Raw genomic sequence first — 14,499 nt, forward strand, 5'->3', positions numbered from 1 at the left:
CTGATACGCGGCTACTTGGTCTTCTGCGCGCCGACGTCGCTGTCCCACTTCTTGAAAGCCGCGACCATCGCGGTGGCATTCAGCGGCAAAACATGCGGACGTTCGGCCAGCAGCTTCGCGTACTCCGGCCGCCCGTATTTCTTCAGCACGTCCTGGCTATGCGCGGGCGCCTGCTCGATGCTCACGCCCTTGATCGCCGGGCCGGGATAGAAATAGCCGTCGTCATAGGTCATGGCCTGTTGCGCGGGTTCAAGCATGAAGTTCATCAGCTTGTAGATTACGTCGAGCTTTTCCTTCGGCACGCCCTTCGGAATCACCATGTAGTGCGCGTCGTTCACCCACGTCATGTTGTCGAATGCCTGCACGCGGAATTCCGCCGGCACAATGCCGAGCGCGCGTGGGTTGATGTCCCATCCCGTCACCGTCACGGTCATGTCGCGCGTACCCTCGCCGAGTTCTTTCATCACCGCCGAGGTGCCGCCAGGATAGTAAGGAATGCAATCGTTCAGTTGCTTGAGGAAAGCCCACGTCTTGTCCCAGCCGTGAATCGGATCTTGCGGATCCTTGTCGCCGAGCACGTATGGCAGGCCCATCAGAAACGTGCGCCCCGGACCGGAGTTCGCCGGCCGCGCGTAGATCAGCTTGTCCGGATGCGCCTTGCACCATTGCAGGAGTTGCTCAGGCGTTTTAGGCGGATCGCTGACTTTCGCAGGGTTGTATTCGAGCAAAGGACCGGCCGGCATATAGGCAACCTCGAGACCGAAGCCTTGTGCAAGGTCCTGCATCTTGCGCGGACCGGGCGCGTATTTGTCGAGCACGCCGGGGAATGCCGCGGCATTGTCCGGCAATAGCTTCATCCAGAGATTCTGTTCGATGCCGGCGGCCAGTGCGTCGGTGCCCGTCAGGACGAGATCGATGTCGGAGCGGCCAGCGGCCTGCATCGCCTTGATCTTGCCGGGCAATTGCGGCGCAGGCGCGTTGGTGAACGTGAGATTAGCGACGAGATTCGGATACTTCGCCTTGAAGGCCTCGAAGCCCTTCTGCGTGAGTTGAAGATCGCCTGCTACGTCGACGATATTGAGCGTTACCGGATCGGCCGCGTGGGCGGTGGATCCCAATGCGGCGCTTGCCACGAGACATACGGACACCAGCCTGAGCGCCAACCTGCCTGAAACAGTCATTGCGTCTCCTCGCTTCTTGGTATGGAAGTCCGCCGGCCAGATGTGCTGCTGGCGGTGTCTCTCTACCAATGGAACATAGCGAAGCGGAACTGCCGATGTCAAGCAAATACTCGCCACCGGGTTTTACCCAGAAAATGGGCTATTTTTGCGGAGAATCCTTGTTGTTCAATGGTTTGCGCGCTTCATCCAAGGGCAAACCCGGAGGCGGCGAACTGGTGGCACAGCGGGTTGTCAGGCAACCTGAACTTGTACTGCACGCTCAGGCTGCCCGCACGCCCTTTGCGCACTCATCCGCCCTGGACGCCCTGTGTATTCACATACAACGAATACAAGCCGTGGCTCGCCGCCATGAACAGGCGGTTGCGATGGCGTCCGCCGAAGCACACGTTCGCGCAGCGCTCCGGCAACGCGATATGGCCGATCGGCTCGCCTTGCGGTGTGAAGACGCGCACGCCGTCGAGTTCGTCGGTGCCCATGCCCCAGCCGCACCAGAGATTGCCGTGTGTGTCGACGCGAAAGCCGTCCGGCGTGCCCGGGCCGGCGTCGATCACCACGCGATTGTTCGACAGCACCGCACGCTCGCCCCTGACGTCGACATCAAACGCGCGAATCTTGCGCGGTACGCCACGCGATTCGACGATGTACAGCACCGACTCGTCAGGCGAAAACGCGAGGCCGTTCGGGCCCAGCACGTCGTCAGCGACCATCGTCACCTCACCCGATTGGCCGTCGATTCGGTACACACACGCGGGCAATTCCGACTCCTGCCGCTCGCCCTCATAAAAGCCGTCGATGCCGAAGGTCGGATCGCTAAACCAGATCGAACCATCCGACTTCACGATCACATCATTGGGCGAGTTGAAACGCTTGCCGAGGTAACGGTCGGCGAGCACGGTAATCGAGCCGTCGTACTCGGTTCGCGTGACGCGCCGTGTCAGGTGCTCGCAGGTCACGAGGCGGCCCTGGCGATCGCGCGTGTGGCCATTCGCATTGTTCGACGATTGACGGAACGTGGTCACCGCGCCGCTGGTTTCGTCCCAGCGCAGGATACGGTCATTGGGGATGTCGCTCCACAGCAGATAACGGCCGTCGCCGAACCAGACCGGCCCTTCTGACCAGCGCGTGCCCTGATACAGACACTCGACGGAAGCAGACGCCAGGATCAGCGACGTGAAGCGCGGATCGAGAACGCGGATGGAGGGATCGGGATAGCGTCGGCTGGTGTCGGTCATGCGTAGGCTTTGGACGATGGAAGTTGAGAGGGGAAATGGGTCGAAGCGCGTTGTATCCGGCACGCCGGCGCGTCACGCACGAATCTGCAATCGGCGCCACGCGAGGTCAATGCGACGCCGGCTTCTGCGCGAACTGACGCTCCAATGCGAGCAGGCTCTGCGTCGCATGATCGATCTTCGCATGATGTGCGGGCGGCGTCGAACTGAGTAGCGGCAGGATCGGCCCCATGTCGGCAATCTTTGAGAACGTGACCGCGTCATGCAGCACGCGGATCAACGAGATTTCGTCACGCAGGGTTTCGAGCGGCAGGAAAGCGTCATAGAGATGCTGCGCTGTGTCGGTATCGCCGGTTCTGACGGCTTGGAGCAAGGCCATGACCACGTGCGGCGCAATGCATCCCGAACCCGTTGTCCATGCGGCCAGACCGAACTCGCGCAGATGGACGAGCGCAGGCCGCTCGCCCATGCCCGACACCACCTTGGCCGCAGGTATGGATTGCACAAGTCGGCGCAGATAGGGATCGTCCGCAGGATTGTCGCGGACGATCGCGTATTTGACGGCCAACAGCGTGCCGCGCTCGATCAATCGCGCGAGCGTGTCGAGTTCGACGTAGTTTTCGCTCTTGATGTACAGGGTGAGCGGTATGCCCGCCGCCTCGGCGATGCGCGTGAGCCCCGCCTCCACGCCTTCGGACGTCGTCAATCCGCTCAGCGGCAACACCATCGCCGTACGGTAGCGGGTTTGCGCAAGGATGCGGGCCTGATCAATCATTTTCCCGTAGTCTGGACCGATTGACGGAATCACGCGCGTGCCTGCACCGGCTGCGTCGGCCAGCATATCCAGCAAGTCGCGATACTCGCTGACGGCCACGTGATAGAGGTTCGCATTGCCGCCGTACAGCAAGGTGCGCACGCCCCCAGCCTCGATGTGGCGGATCAGCGCGCGGTTTTCGGCGACGTCCAGCGTGTAGTCTGCACGGCGTGCAAGCGGCGGCACCGCCATCACCGATGCGACGAACTCACTGTCGAGAATCGGGGATTCGTTCATGACGCCTCAAACGCACGGGGACTGGGCGTTCAAGTTAGCATCGGGTTCGCAATGTTGTCAAACAACCTGCTTATAGTTGTCATCACGCGATCTCGAGTCGAGGTCGATGCGAAGAAGCCGAAGCTGGAAAGTCCGGTGCGTCGCTTTCGTATGACAATAGACGGTGACAGGCCGCCGTTAGAGAATGGCGAAGGGCCAGATGGAAATTGTCAATTCGATAATTAGCGCGGTTTTGTCCGGAGTCTCGACACGCACGGTCATTCAAAGTGGTTTGACAATAATGTTGCAAATCAAAAGCCTCAAAAAGGCCACTACGAGAAAATTACCCACTTTATCGACCGGTGAATGTTAATCAGATCGAAGAAATCCGATATAAGGGAGTAATTCGTTCGCCTGCTTGCAGAACCCGCGCTGGTGGCGCTTCTTTAGAAATCGCCCTCGGCTTGCGAAATAATTTTTAGTGATAGATTGTGAAGATAAAAACAGCCGGACGGATCGCCGTACCGCAATTAACCGCAACGGGACGTTTGCGAGTCTGAGAGAACCAAATTGTCGCTACATTTTATCGAGGAAATGGCACCGCTACTGAACGCCGCAGATGAAGCGGAATGGTTCGGCGCGATCGCGGGCCTGGCCGACACATGGGGCTTTGACAGGCTTCTGATTGCCATGCTGCCGCGCCCGACCATTCGCCTTGAAGATGCCTATGTGCGGAGCACCTACGCACCTGCCTGGCGGCGCACCTACGACGAGCAGGGGCTCGTTCATATCGACCCGACTGTCTCGCATTGCGCGACACGCGCCACGCCGCTGATCTGGTCGCCGGACATTTTTACGACCGAACCGCAGCAATCGATGTATGAGGAAGCCCGCTCGCATGGCCTGCGCGCCGGTGTGACGTTGCCGATTCATGGGCCGAACCAGGAAGCCGGCATGATGTGCTTCGTCAATGACAGCAATCCGACCGAGGCGTTCTGGCGCCACGTGAACGTTGCGTTGCCGAATCTGGTGCTATTGCGCGATCTGGTGATCGATACCAGTCAACGCCATTTGAATACGCACGCTCAGACTTTATTGCCCAAGCTCACGCCACGCGAACGCGAATGCCTGAAATGGACCGCGCGCGGCAAATCCACCTGGGAAATCTCCCACATCCTGAGCTGTTCGGAAGCCGTTGTGAACTTCCACATGAAGAACATCAGGACGAAATTCGGTGTGAATTCGCGGCGCGCGGCGGCCGTGATCGCCGCGCAGCTGGGGCTTATTGACCCGGGTTGAGCAAAGCGGCGGCGTCGCGGCTGTACAACACGCGTTCGGCCCGCCCCAGATCGGCGTCGGAAACGGTTTTGGTGAAATAGAGGCCCAGCAGGATCGACACCGGCGCCGGAATTTCGGCCCCTGATTCGAACCGGCTGCCACGCGACTGCGTCACGCCAAAGCGTGCCCAGAAGCGGCGCTGGCTCTCCTTCTTCTTCTTGCGGTAGGCAATGATCAGAACACGATCCACCGCCGATGACGGCTCTGCCGGGCGGATTTGGACCGAAGGTTGCGCTTGCCAGTGGTTTTCGAGAAGTTCCATTTTTGTGTCCCGTCGGTTGAGGGCTGAGGCTTGTCTCGAATTCTGCGTTATCCGATAAGCATGCACACCTATCCAGGTAGGTAGGTGGCAGAAAGATTCAAAATGCATAAGTTTTCTTGCGTATTGGGTACCCCAACACGTTCAGGAGAACGTCATGCAAACAGCAATCCGGATTGGAATGCGGCAAGAATTCGACAACGCGGACATCAACGAGATGTACCGTCTGCGGGCTCGGGTGTTTCACGGGCGGCTCGGGTGGGACATCCCGACCATCGCGGGCATGGAAATCGACGGCTACGACGCTCTCGGGCCGCACTACATGCTGATTCAGGGCGACGATCGGCACGTACGGGGCTGCTGGCGCCTGATGCCGACGGAAGGGCCGAACATGCTGAAGGACACCTTCCCGCAATTGCTCCATGGCGCCGATGCACCGGTCGGGCGGCATATCTGGGAACTGAGCCGGTTTGCAATCGAAACCAGCGGCGAGGAACAGTCGTTCGGCTTTGCCGACCTGACGATGCAGGCGATTCACGAACTCGTGACGTTCGCCGACCGGATGGGCATCACCCGCTATGTCACCGTGACCACCACGCCGATCGAGCGGCTGCTGCGCAAGACCGGAATCGACATCAGCCGGCTCGGGTCCCCCCTGCAGATCGGCGTGGAACGGGCCGTGGCGCTGGATATCGCAGTCAGTCCAAAGACCCGCACCGCCCTGTTCGGGCCGATGGCCGCCGCCGCCTGACGCCAGGGCACGACTGGGGCCGCAGTTGCGGTGGCCCGGTTGAGGGCGCTCAGGATGCAACGGGCTAGTTGCAATGGACTGGTCACGGTGGGCTAGCCCGCAGTTGTCCGGCTAAAGAAGACCGGCAGCCCGCTTACCTCGCGATTACCTGACGATTACCTGATATTGCGACCCGCGGAGGAGACACGCGGGATATCAGGAACCGAACATCCGCTCGAGCGCATTCTCGAGATGCGCGCGCATCGCCTTCCCCGCTGCAGGGCCGTCCTTACAGCGGATCGCCTCAAGCACGGCCATATGTTCGGCCTGCACGAGCCGCTGCCGCTCCACCGTCTTCACGAGCGAAAGATTGCGCGACAGATTCATGCTGAACAGAATCTGCTCTTCGATAAACGACATGACCGTGATGAAAAACGGGTTCTTCGAAGCGCGAGCCACCGCCAGGTGGAACATGAAATCGTCCTGCGCGCCGATGCCCCGGGTTTCAATGATGCGTTCCAACTGGTCCCACGCATGCTGGATGGCGGCGATGTCGTCAGCATCGGCCTTGAGCGCCGCCTGTTCGGCCGCGCCCGCTTCGGTCACGATGCGAAATTCATAACAGCGGCGAATATCGGACAGCGTTTCGAGCGGCGCAAACCGCCGCACATCCGGGTCCGGGCGCCGCGCGACCGTAGTGCCCGAACCATGCCGCGTCATGATGATCCCGTCCGCCCGCAAGCGCGCCAAGGCCTCGCGCACGGTGGGCCGCGACGTCGCAAAACGTTCGGCCAGCGCATGCTCGGTAGGCAGCCGCTCGCCTTCCTTGTACTCGCCTTCAAGGATGCGATTGAGGATGTCGCCGTAGATCTTGTCGGGCAAGCCCGTCGTTTTGCGCTCGTTCATCAGCGGTGCTGAAGCAGCTTGTCTGAGTAGGTCCCGATTGTAAGGCAAACCTGACCCCATCTTGATCTGAAAGATGCGCTCCGGCCTGGCAGGAATGTCGCAAACGCCTACTGCGCGGTGTTTGCCGGGTAAAGCGCCGCCATCGCAAAATTTGACAAGTATTTGATTTACATCCTGTCAGGCTGCACCTTTTTCAGCGATCATTTAAGCTCGCATCGGTACTTGAAAATCGTCAATGAGCCCGGCCGGGTGCAATGGTCGCGGCATCCCAATCCTTCAGACGCGGAGTCGATATGTACACACGCATCCTCGTAGCGGTCGACGGCAGCCACACCTCGCGCCGTGCATTCGAAGCAGCGCTCGCGCTGGCGAAATCCACCGGCGCTGTCATGCAACCGCTCTACGTCGTCGAAAACACGCCGATGTATTTCGAAGCGCCCGGTTATGACCCGTCCATTCTGCGCAACCGCCTCGTCGAAGAGGGCAAGGAGCTCTGCGCGGAATTCGCCGTGGCCATGGCGGCGCAAGGCGTCAAGGGGGAGCTTATCGTGGGGGAAGCCTCCTCACTCGACGACGTTTCGGCGGTCGTGCTAAAGGCGGCAGCCGACTTCAACGCCGATCTGCTGGTGATGGGCACGCATGGCCGGCGCGGTTTTCAGCGCCTGATTCTCGGCAGCGTCGCGGAGCGCTGCGTGCGTCAGGCGACCTTGCCCGTACTGCTGATTCCCTCGGCAGCCGGCAAGGTCAGTGAAGATGCCTGAACGCGTGGCAACGCACATTGCAGCGTGTTCTTGCCGCATCAGGCGGCACTCGCAGCGCGAGCGTATATCGTCCAAATCAGAGTGGAGCATGCTTGCCACAATACATAGCAGTCCATAACCAAAAGCAGCAGCGTGCGCGCGACATCGCTCAAGATGCCTAACTGCGCGAACGCGTCATTTTGTCGCTAAACGGGGGGCATGGGCGGTGGGACAATCAGTCGTTACTCTGAAAAATGGCTGCCGAACATGCTTACCCCTACCGCTGTGACTCGCTCCGTTGGCGTCGCCGATTCCACTCCGAAGTCGTCGCCGGCGCGTAGTCGCCGTCGTGCCGCGCCGGTGAGAGCGACGGCGCGCACCGCGGCTCGTTGTTCGAGTTGCTCAATGCGGGCGCTCTGCATGCCGCAAGGCTTGTCGCCCAACGACCTGACGAAACTCGAAGCGCTCATTTGCAGCGCGCGCCCGGTACAGCGCGGCGAAGCGCTGTACCGCAGCGGCGACCGCTTCGACAACATTTACGCCGTGCGTTCCGGCTCCATGAAAACCGTCATGGCCCACCGTGACGGCCGCGAACAGGTCACCGGGTTGCGCCTCGCCGGCGAAGCGCTCGGGCTTGACGGTATCAGCGACGACATACATGCCTGCAGCGCCGTCGCGCTTGAAGACAGCACGGTGTGTATCGTTCCCTACCCCGCGCTCAAGTCCCTGTGCCGCGAAATCAGTTCGATGCAGGACCGCCTGCACAAACTGCTGGGCGAACAGATCGTCCGCGAAGCCGGGCAGATGATGGTGCTCGGCTCCCTTTCAGCAGACGAACGCGTGGCGGCATTTCTGCTCGACGTATCCGAGCGCAACGCGCAACGCGGCTATTCGTCGGCGGAATTCAATTTGCGCATGACACGCGAGGACATGGGTAGCTACCTCGGCATGACGCTCGAAACCGTGAGCCGCACCCTGTCAAGATTTCAAAAGCGCGGCCTGATCGACACACAAGGCAAACACATCCGGATCGTCGATCTGGAGGGCTTGCAGAAGGTGTAAGCCTTACGCGGAGGACCTGGCCCGCGCCGCCACGTCCCCGGCCAACTGCTTTTTAGCGCGCATTCGTCTTGGCATGGCTCCTGCGAGCGGGTACAGTCTTTAGTCCGTCCCCCGCAAGGAGACCTGGCGAAATGAATCGCGACCCCGCCCCGCACCACCCGCTCGTCCAGCGTCTGATCGACGCGCGTCAAATTACCGACGCATTGTTTTCTATCGTCAAACCCGAATTTCTGTACGAACGGCCGATCCGTGAACGCCACCGGATCGTGTTTTACGTCGGCCATCTGGAAGCTTTCGATCGTAATCTTTTCGATCAGCGTCTGTTCGATCTGCCTGCATTCGACCCACACCTCGATCAGCTCTTCGCTTTCGGCATCGATCCTGTCGACGGTGGGTTTCCGACCGACCAACCCAGCGACTGGCCCTCGCTCGACGCGGTGCGCGCCTACGGCTTGCGCGCACGCGAGCAGATCGACCGCGAACTCGACGCGCTGAGCGACTCCGCACGCGTGGGTCGCAAGGGCGCCCATGCTGACGCGTCCGAGCAACTGCTGAATGTCGCGATCGAGCATCGGCTGATGCACGCTGAAACGCTCGCGTACATGCTGCATCAGTTGCCCCTTGCGCAGAAGGTCGCCGGGTTGCGGGCGCCGGCGCCCACACGTCCTGAACCGCGGCAGGCGTTGTCGTCGATGGTCAGCGTGCCGGTTGGCGCAACGGTGCTCGGCATGTCGCGCGAGAGCGGCCAATTCGGCTGGGACAACGAGTTCGGCGAAAAGCGCGTCGACGTGCCCGCGTTCGAGATCGATCGCCACATGGTGACGAACGGCGCTTTTCTGCAGTTCATCGAGGCGGGCGGTTATCGCGAACCGAAGTGGTGGACGGACAAGGATTGGGCGTGGAAAGAAGCCGAGCATATTGAGCATCCGGCCTGCTGGTCAGAGCAAACCGGGAGCGATCAGAACAGCGCGTGGATGCTGCGCACCATGTTCGACGATGTGCCGCTGCCGCTCGACTGGCCCGCGTACGTGAGCCACGCCGAAGCCAGCGCCTACGCGCGCTGGGCAGGCAAGGCGCTGCCCAGCGAAGCGCAATGGCAACGCGCGGCACATGGCGCACCGCATGCCGCATCGGGCAATTTCGATTTTCGTAGCTGGGACCCACAGCCGGTCGACGCCTACCCGGACAACATCAGCGCGTTCGGCGTGGAAGGTCAATTCGGCAATGGCTGGGAGTGGACCTCCACGGTGTTCGACGCACTGCCGGGCTTTGAAGCGTTTCCGTTTTATCCGGGCTACTCCGCCAACTTTTTCGACGGGCAGCATTACGTGATCAAAGGCGGTTCGGCACGCACCGCGCAATGCATGTTGCGGCCGGCTTTCCGTAACTGGTTTCAACCGCATTACCAATATGTGTATGCGGGGTTTCGGTGTGTGAAGGTAACGAATCAGCCATAACCCGATGACCTGAAACGCCGCGAATATTGAAGTGCCGAAGTCAGTGCGCGACGCCGAAAAATGCTTCCGCACCTTCGGCCGGCGTGAGTCCCACTCTGAAATACCCCTCAAGCCGTTCAGCCATCATGTCGTTCATGATGAATGGCGGACAGAGGAAGCCAACCGAAACGGCATGGTCGTACCATGCCAGCATCCATGCGCGCAGACCTGCTTCGTCCGGCGAAAATCCATTCGACAGGTCTTCAGCCATGCGCTGCCTCCTTCGCCATTGTCTCGCCGTTCTGCGGCAACACGGCGGCGCTCATCGCAGGACGAGCGTCGCCGGGCGGAAACACATGCCAGATTCCGTCGCTGTGGCGAAAGAAAAACAGCGCGAGCGAACCACCCGGCCGTTGCACTTCGAGGCACACACGACGAGTCCGGCCAGATCGTGAGCGATGTATCGACAGCACGCGGACCGACTGGCGGCATTCCGTGCCAAGCAACTTTCCAACGATCCCACGCAACGATTTCTCTGCCACGATGTCTGCACTCCATAATGCAAGTGAAGTCATCGTAAGGTGCTGGAAGCGGCGGTTCCGTCGGGAGCACCGGATAGTTCATTAAGGAACGGCTGATTCGTACGTCAGGATTCCCTTAATTCAACCGCTGCGCCGACTAATACAGCTTCATTTTTTCGACGGCGAGGCGGTGTCTGATCGCGTAGCGGTCGGTTCAGACCACCGGTGCGCCGAATCGGCAGAGAAAACACAGGCAACATATAGGGATTTCCTGACACGAAGTTCAGCATCGACCGGCCCTTCTTTCTTGATGTCCTGACAGCGCTGCGATAACTATCCACATAGGATGAAGACTCGTCAATCGTCCTGTTGCTGAGCGTGGCCATGGTTCCGTATCTGTCTGAACGCGAAAATGCGGTTGAGCATATCAACGCGAAGTGCATCCACCTGTTCGATCTGTGGTGCGAAAGCAGGAGCGTCGTGCCGCTGACGTATCTGTTGAAAGGCTGGCCACTCACGAACAGCGATCCCGAGGCCATCCGGCGCCTTGGCAATGCGCTGCGCGATCTCAGACGACACCATCTGCTTGACACTAACGGCGCGTCATTTCAGGAGCTCTGCGAGTTATCCGATTGCGTCGAAGACCTGCTTGTTCTGTCGGCCATGACTACCTGGGCGATGAACAGCGGGTAGCGTGAACGCGGATATCAAACCCGCGTAACGCGACTGGTATGGGATGGGGGAAATAGCGTGCAGTTAAACGAAATCAGTGACGAAGAGTGGCTTCTGCTGGCGCCCGTTCTATCGGATGACGTCATCGTTCATGGGCAGCGTGGCCGGCCTCGCGCGCAAGTTCGTCTGGTGGCGAATGCCGTGCTGTGGGTACTGGTGACAGGCGAGCCCTGGTCCAAGTTGCCGAACATCTATCCGTCGGTGCCGACGTGCCGGTCACGCTTCGAAAAGTGGCGTAGGAGCGGCGCCCTTGCCGAAATGCACGGGCTTCTTTCGAGCCGCGGCCGCACGTTCCGTTGCGGTCCGGATGGCCTGCTGGAACCGCAGCATATCCAGCCCCGCTCCATCGACCGTCAATCCAAGGACGAGGGCCTCCGCAAGGTGTTCTGGACAAGTCAGGCGTCGTGGCAAACACCGCATGGCGCACGCCAGCCGCCCCATACCGTGGATACGTTCACGCAAGTCGCACAGCAGCTCCAGGATTCTTCGCGTGTTGTGCCTGATCGCGTCGAATCCCGCACCTCGATGAATACCCCTCAATCCATCCACCGGCCTGCCTCGCCGTGGATGGGCCTCGCCTCGCAAGGCAAGCGCGAATCCGACCCGCGCGGCTACGTCATCTACGTTGCGGCCGATCGGGTTGCGAACGCCCGGTTCCGAGGATGGGCCGAGATCGTGCGGGAAGCGCAGCGCGTCGCCCGTTCGGGGCTTATCGGTCCGAGCTTCACGAGCTTCGAGGCTGCGCAGCAGTACGCGCTCGAATGGGCCCGGAGATGGATCGACGAGGAAAGCGACGTAGAACGAGACGATAACAGCGCCGAGAATTGCGATTCATGGCAACGAAAAGTCCGTTCCGGGTGAGCAACGCCTAGGCGGCGTGTCCGTGAGATTCGCCGCACAGGCGTCACGGCGCGGTAGGCAATCGATTTTTTACCTCAGTGACTTGCACCAGTCACCAGTTGCAGCGGCGTCTCAATGGCCCGCGACAAATCGCTCTGCTTTCTATGTTCAGTGACCGCCTTCAATGCCACGTCGACGCCGAACACAGCCTGCCGGTCCGCAAACTGGTTCATCGTCGCGAGCACGCGGCCGTCGAGGAGCAGCGGTTTGATCGCGTCGCTGTCGTTGTACCCGGTGACGTAGACGCCGCCGGTTCTCCCCGCGTCGCGAATGGCATCCACCGCCCCCATCGCCATATTGTCGTTGCCGCACATCAACGCACGGATCTGCGGATAGTCTCCCAACATCTTCGACGCCGCGTCCCGTCCTCTCCCATAGTCCCAGTCGCCGGCCTGGATGGCGACGATCTTCATGCCGGCCGCGTTCATTGCTTCCTTGCTGCCGGCCGTGCGTTGCTGCGCATTGCGGTCGGCGGAAATGCCTTCGATGATCCCGACCTGATCGCCCGCCTTGAGCCGCCCCGCGAGATAATCGCCCACCTGCTTCGCGCCGTTGTGATTGTTCGGACCGACGAAGGGTACGGAAATATGGGCGGCGTCCTGCGACGCGTCGTCGAGCGGGTTATCGATCGTGACCATGATGATGCCGGCCTTGATACCCCGCGCCACGACCGCTGTCAGCGCCTTCGAATCAGTCGGCGCGATGACGATCGCGTTCATCCTCGCTTTGATCAACTCGTCCACCATCCGGATCTGCGCGGCAGTGTCGTGCTCCGTTGCCGTGCCGCGAATGGTCAGGCCGAACTGCGACGCAAAATGCTTCTGATAATTCTGCGCGGCGTTCGCCATTGCTACGGTGAACGGATCAGTCATCGACTTCAATACGAGGGCGATTTTCAGCTTGCCGCCCTGCATGGCGTCGACACGAGCCGTACCTGTCAAGCCTGCCGCAGCAAGCGTGCCGGCAACCAGCACGCGGCGGCGCATCCTCTGCGTCATTGATTGTCTCTCCTTGGGCCACATCGACGACGGATCAAACCACCGCAAACGCTGCAGTGTCCCGATCGCCGGCGCCCATTAGCTGCCGCAGAACGGCAGCGATTTCGTCGAACAGCGGCCGGCTGCCGATATCCTCGTTCAGGCAATTCTCTTTCAACGTCACCAGCTGCGCTGCGATGTCCGCTTCCGCAGCCAGCCAGTCGCATCGATCGATCAACTCCTCGAGCAGACAACCATACGCTCTGACTTCCAGCCGCTGCAGCGCCGAGCGGAAATCTCGATCATCAGACGCGTAGAAAGACGCCGCGCCAAAATCGCCCAGCAATGCGCGACCCTGCCCGCCATGCAGAATATTGTGCGCGTACAGATCACCATGCATCACACCTTGCCGATGCAGATGACACGCTGCCGACGCCATGCCGTATGCAAGGCGTAACACCGCAGCCAACTCAAAGCGCGTGTCGGCATCGTAGACGTCACGCGTGCATGATTCGAGGCTCGGCGGTCCGGCAAGGTTCGTGAATTGCGGGTCGATCAGTTCCATCACCAGACCATGCGTGCCCGCCGGATGGTCCTTCACCTTGCCTACCACCGGAATCAGATTCGGGTGATCGCCGGCACGAATGCAGGCCGCCATCTCGCAGTCCGGCAATCCATCGCTCGTCACCGCGCCCTTGAACAACTTGACGGCCACGGGCCTACTCGCATGCTCACGATGAGCGAGAAGCGCCGCGCGATAAATGACACCGGAGGCGCCCTCGCCTAACTGCTGTTCGAGTTGCAACTCATCCCATCGAATATCGGCACTCGGCGTATCGATGAGTGCCGACGTCTCCAGCGCTTCGCTGAACGGATTGCCGGCGAAAGCCAGCCAGGAAAGCCGTGGCAAGCGCAACAACCATGCAGGCAGCTCGCTGAGTTGATTCGCCGCGAGACGCAGCAGTTCAAGCCGCGAGCAGGCGGCCAATTCCTCTGGCAGTGTGCGCAACCGGTTACCGGCAAGCATCAACTTCTGAAGTTGCGAGCAGGCGCCGATTTCCGCGGGCAGTGTGTCGATCTCGTTGTCCGTGAGAATCAGCCAGCGCAGCAGCGGCGGCAGCGATCGACCCGACACCGTGCGAATGCGGTTCGCCTTGAAACCGACCATGCTCAGTTGCGAACACTGCCCAAGGACTTCCGGCAATTCAGTGAAGGGATTGTCAGACGCAAAAATGATGCGCAGCTTGCTCAACCGTGGCAAATCGTCGGGCAGCTTCGAGAGTGCATTGCCCGATAGATCGAGAATTTCCAGCGTGTCGGCCAGGTCGAAAATCTCGCGTGGAAATTCGCTCAGCCCGCACGCCAGTTTGAGTCGGCGAGTACCCGCCAGTTGTCCGGCCCGCAGTTGTTCGAGGGTGGTTGTCACAGTGGTAGAGAAGAGTTCCGGTTGCCTGTAAG

The 14,499-nt window shown here is 60.5% G+C and carries 16 protein-coding genes; 7 read left to right on the plus strand and 9 right to left on the minus strand.

From position 1 onward, the window contains the following. Positions 1-11 precede the first annotated feature (11 nt). The 3 genes from R8871_RS02905 to R8871_RS02915 form a co-directional block, all read right to left on the minus strand. Entirely contained in the window at positions 12-1,181 is a 1,170-nt protein-coding gene (locus tag R8871_RS02905) for an extracellular solute-binding protein (protein ID WP_175048957.1), read from the minus strand. A 287-nt stretch (positions 1,182-1,468) separates the two neighbouring features. Continuing rightward, entirely contained in the window at positions 1,469-2,413 is a 945-nt protein-coding gene (locus tag R8871_RS02910) for an SMP-30/gluconolactonase/LRE family protein (RefSeq protein WP_175048958.1), read from the minus strand. Between the two features lie 106 nt (positions 2,414-2,519). After that, positions 2,520-3,461, minus strand: a complete 942-nt coding sequence (locus tag R8871_RS02915; RefSeq protein ID WP_175048959.1) for a dihydrodipicolinate synthase family protein — start codon at positions 3,459-3,461, stop codon at positions 2,520-2,522. A gap of 573 nt (positions 3,462-4,034) precedes the next feature. On the opposite strand from R8871_RS02915, the gene R8871_RS02920 reads away from it, so the two are divergent. Continuing rightward, the gene (locus tag R8871_RS02920) at positions 4,035-4,739 is read left to right on the plus strand and encodes a helix-turn-helix transcriptional regulator (RefSeq protein ID WP_175049962.1); all 705 of its coding nucleotides are present in this window, start codon (positions 4,035-4,037) and stop codon (positions 4,737-4,739) included. On the opposite strand, the gene R8871_RS02925 is transcribed toward R8871_RS02920, so the two are convergent. After that, complete coding sequence (locus tag R8871_RS02925; protein WP_175048960.1) at positions 4,723-5,040, minus strand: helix-turn-helix domain-containing protein; 318 nt, start codon at positions 5,038-5,040, stop codon at positions 4,723-4,725. The genes R8871_RS02920 and R8871_RS02925 overlap by 17 nt on opposite strands. Positions 5,041-5,194: 154 nt before the next feature. On the opposite strand from R8871_RS02925, the gene R8871_RS02930 reads away from it, so the two are divergent. Beyond that, the gene (locus R8871_RS02930) at positions 5,195-5,788 is read left to right on the plus strand and encodes an acyl-homoserine-lactone synthase (RefSeq protein WP_093637295.1); all 594 of its coding nucleotides are present in this window, start codon (positions 5,195-5,197) and stop codon (positions 5,786-5,788) included. Positions 5,789-5,983: 195 nt separating this feature from the next. On the opposite strand, the gene R8871_RS02935 is transcribed toward R8871_RS02930, so the two are convergent. After that, complete coding sequence (locus tag R8871_RS02935) at positions 5,984-6,673, minus strand: FadR/GntR family transcriptional regulator (RefSeq protein WP_175048961.1); 690 nt, start codon at positions 6,671-6,673, stop codon at positions 5,984-5,986. A gap of 293 nt (positions 6,674-6,966) precedes the next feature. Here R8871_RS02935 and R8871_RS02940 point away from each other — a divergent pair, with 293 nt between their 5' ends. The 3 genes from R8871_RS02940 to R8871_RS02950 all read left to right on the plus strand — a co-directional run bounded on the left by R8871_RS02940 (position 6,967) and on the right by R8871_RS02950 (position 9,932). Beyond that, positions 6,967-7,434, plus strand: a complete 468-nt coding sequence (locus tag R8871_RS02940; RefSeq protein WP_175048962.1) for a universal stress protein — start codon at positions 6,967-6,969, stop codon at positions 7,432-7,434. A gap of 384 nt (positions 7,435-7,818) precedes the next feature. Next, a complete protein-coding gene (locus R8871_RS02945) occupies positions 7,819-8,475 on the plus strand; it encodes a helix-turn-helix domain-containing protein (protein WP_175048963.1) in 657 nt (218 codons plus the stop codon). A 131-nt stretch (positions 8,476-8,606) separates the two neighbouring features. Further along, positions 8,607-9,932: an SUMF1/EgtB/PvdO family nonheme iron enzyme gene (locus R8871_RS02950; protein WP_175048964.1), complete on the plus strand. Its 1,326-nt coding sequence runs from the start codon at positions 8,607-8,609 to the stop codon at positions 9,930-9,932. Between the two features lie 40 nt (positions 9,933-9,972). On the opposite strand, the gene R8871_RS02955 is transcribed toward R8871_RS02950, so the two are convergent. Both R8871_RS02955 and R8871_RS38795 read right to left on the minus strand, forming a co-directional pair. Then, a complete protein-coding gene (locus R8871_RS02955) occupies positions 9,973-10,182 on the minus strand; it encodes a hypothetical protein (RefSeq protein WP_175048965.1) in 210 nt (69 codons plus the stop codon). Next, a complete protein-coding gene (locus R8871_RS38795) occupies positions 10,175-10,342 on the minus strand; it encodes a hypothetical protein (RefSeq protein WP_322789503.1) in 168 nt (55 codons plus the stop codon). Before R8871_RS38795 ends, R8871_RS02955 begins: the two co-directional genes overlap by 8 nt. Before the next feature lie 474 nt (positions 10,343-10,816). Here R8871_RS38795 and R8871_RS02965 point away from each other — a divergent pair, with 474 nt between their 5' ends. Then, a complete protein-coding gene (locus R8871_RS02965; RefSeq protein WP_175048967.1) occupies positions 10,817-11,125 on the plus strand; it encodes a hypothetical protein in 309 nt (102 codons plus the stop codon). A 57-nt stretch (positions 11,126-11,182) separates the two neighbouring features. Next, positions 11,183-12,025 carry a transposase gene (locus R8871_RS02970; protein WP_175048968.1) on the plus strand — a complete coding sequence of 281 codons (843 nt, stop codon included), beginning with the start codon at positions 11,183-11,185 and terminating at the stop codon, positions 12,023-12,025. 74 nt (positions 12,026-12,099) lie between these two features. On the opposite strand, the gene R8871_RS02975 is transcribed toward R8871_RS02970, so the two are convergent. Both R8871_RS02975 and R8871_RS02980 read right to left on the minus strand, forming a co-directional pair. Beyond that, positions 12,100-13,062, minus strand: a complete 963-nt coding sequence (locus tag R8871_RS02975) for a substrate-binding domain-containing protein (protein ID WP_175048969.1) — start codon at positions 13,060-13,062, stop codon at positions 12,100-12,102. 34 nt (positions 13,063-13,096) lie between these two features. Next, a complete protein-coding gene (locus tag R8871_RS02980; RefSeq protein WP_175048970.1) occupies positions 13,097-14,467 on the minus strand; it encodes a leucine-rich repeat-containing protein kinase family protein in 1,371 nt (456 codons plus the stop codon). Positions 14,468-14,499: the final 32 nt, after the last annotated feature.

It is taken from the genome of Paraburkholderia sediminicola, from assembly GCF_902859805.1.
GTDB classification, from domain to species: Bacteria; Pseudomonadota; Gammaproteobacteria; order Burkholderiales; family Burkholderiaceae; genus Paraburkholderia; species Paraburkholderia sediminicola.

Bases quoted from the DNA above. Each gene is read 5' to 3' on its own strand.
- R8871_RS02905 (WP_175048957.1), bottom strand. From the start codon at position 1,181: ATGACTGTTTCAGGCAGGTTGGCGCTCAGGCTGGTGTCCGTATGTCTC.
- R8871_RS02910 (WP_175048958.1), bottom strand. From the start codon at position 2,413: ATGACCGACACCAGCCGACGCTATCCCGATCCCTCCATCCGCGTTCTC.
- R8871_RS02915 (WP_175048959.1), bottom strand. From the start codon at position 3,461: ATGAACGAATCCCCGATTCTCGACAGTGAGTTCGTCGCATCGGTGATG.
- R8871_RS02920 (WP_175049962.1), top strand. From the start codon at position 4,035: ATGGCACCGCTACTGAACGCCGCAGATGAAGCGGAATGGTTCGGCGCG.
- R8871_RS02925 (WP_175048960.1), bottom strand. From the start codon at position 5,040: ATGGAACTTCTCGAAAACCACTGGCAAGCGCAACCTTCGGTCCAAATC.
- R8871_RS02930 (WP_093637295.1), top strand. From the start codon at position 5,195: ATGCAAACAGCAATCCGGATTGGAATGCGGCAAGAATTCGACAACGCG.
- R8871_RS02935 (WP_175048961.1), bottom strand. From the start codon at position 6,673: ATGAACGAGCGCAAAACGACGGGCTTGCCCGACAAGATCTACGGCGAC.
- R8871_RS02940 (WP_175048962.1), top strand. From the start codon at position 6,967: ATGTACACACGCATCCTCGTAGCGGTCGACGGCAGCCACACCTCGCGC.
- R8871_RS02945 (WP_175048963.1), top strand. From the start codon at position 7,819: ATGCGGGCGCTCTGCATGCCGCAAGGCTTGTCGCCCAACGACCTGACG.
- R8871_RS02950 (WP_175048964.1), top strand. From the start codon at position 8,607: ATGAATCGCGACCCCGCCCCGCACCACCCGCTCGTCCAGCGTCTGATC.
- R8871_RS02955 (WP_175048965.1), bottom strand. From the start codon at position 10,182: ATGGCTGAAGACCTGTCGAATGGATTTTCGCCGGACGAAGCAGGTCTG.
- R8871_RS02965 (WP_175048967.1), top strand. From the start codon at position 10,817: ATGGTTCCGTATCTGTCTGAACGCGAAAATGCGGTTGAGCATATCAAC.
- R8871_RS02975 (WP_175048969.1), bottom strand. From the start codon at position 13,062: ATGACGCAGAGGATGCGCCGCCGCGTGCTGGTTGCCGGCACGCTTGCT.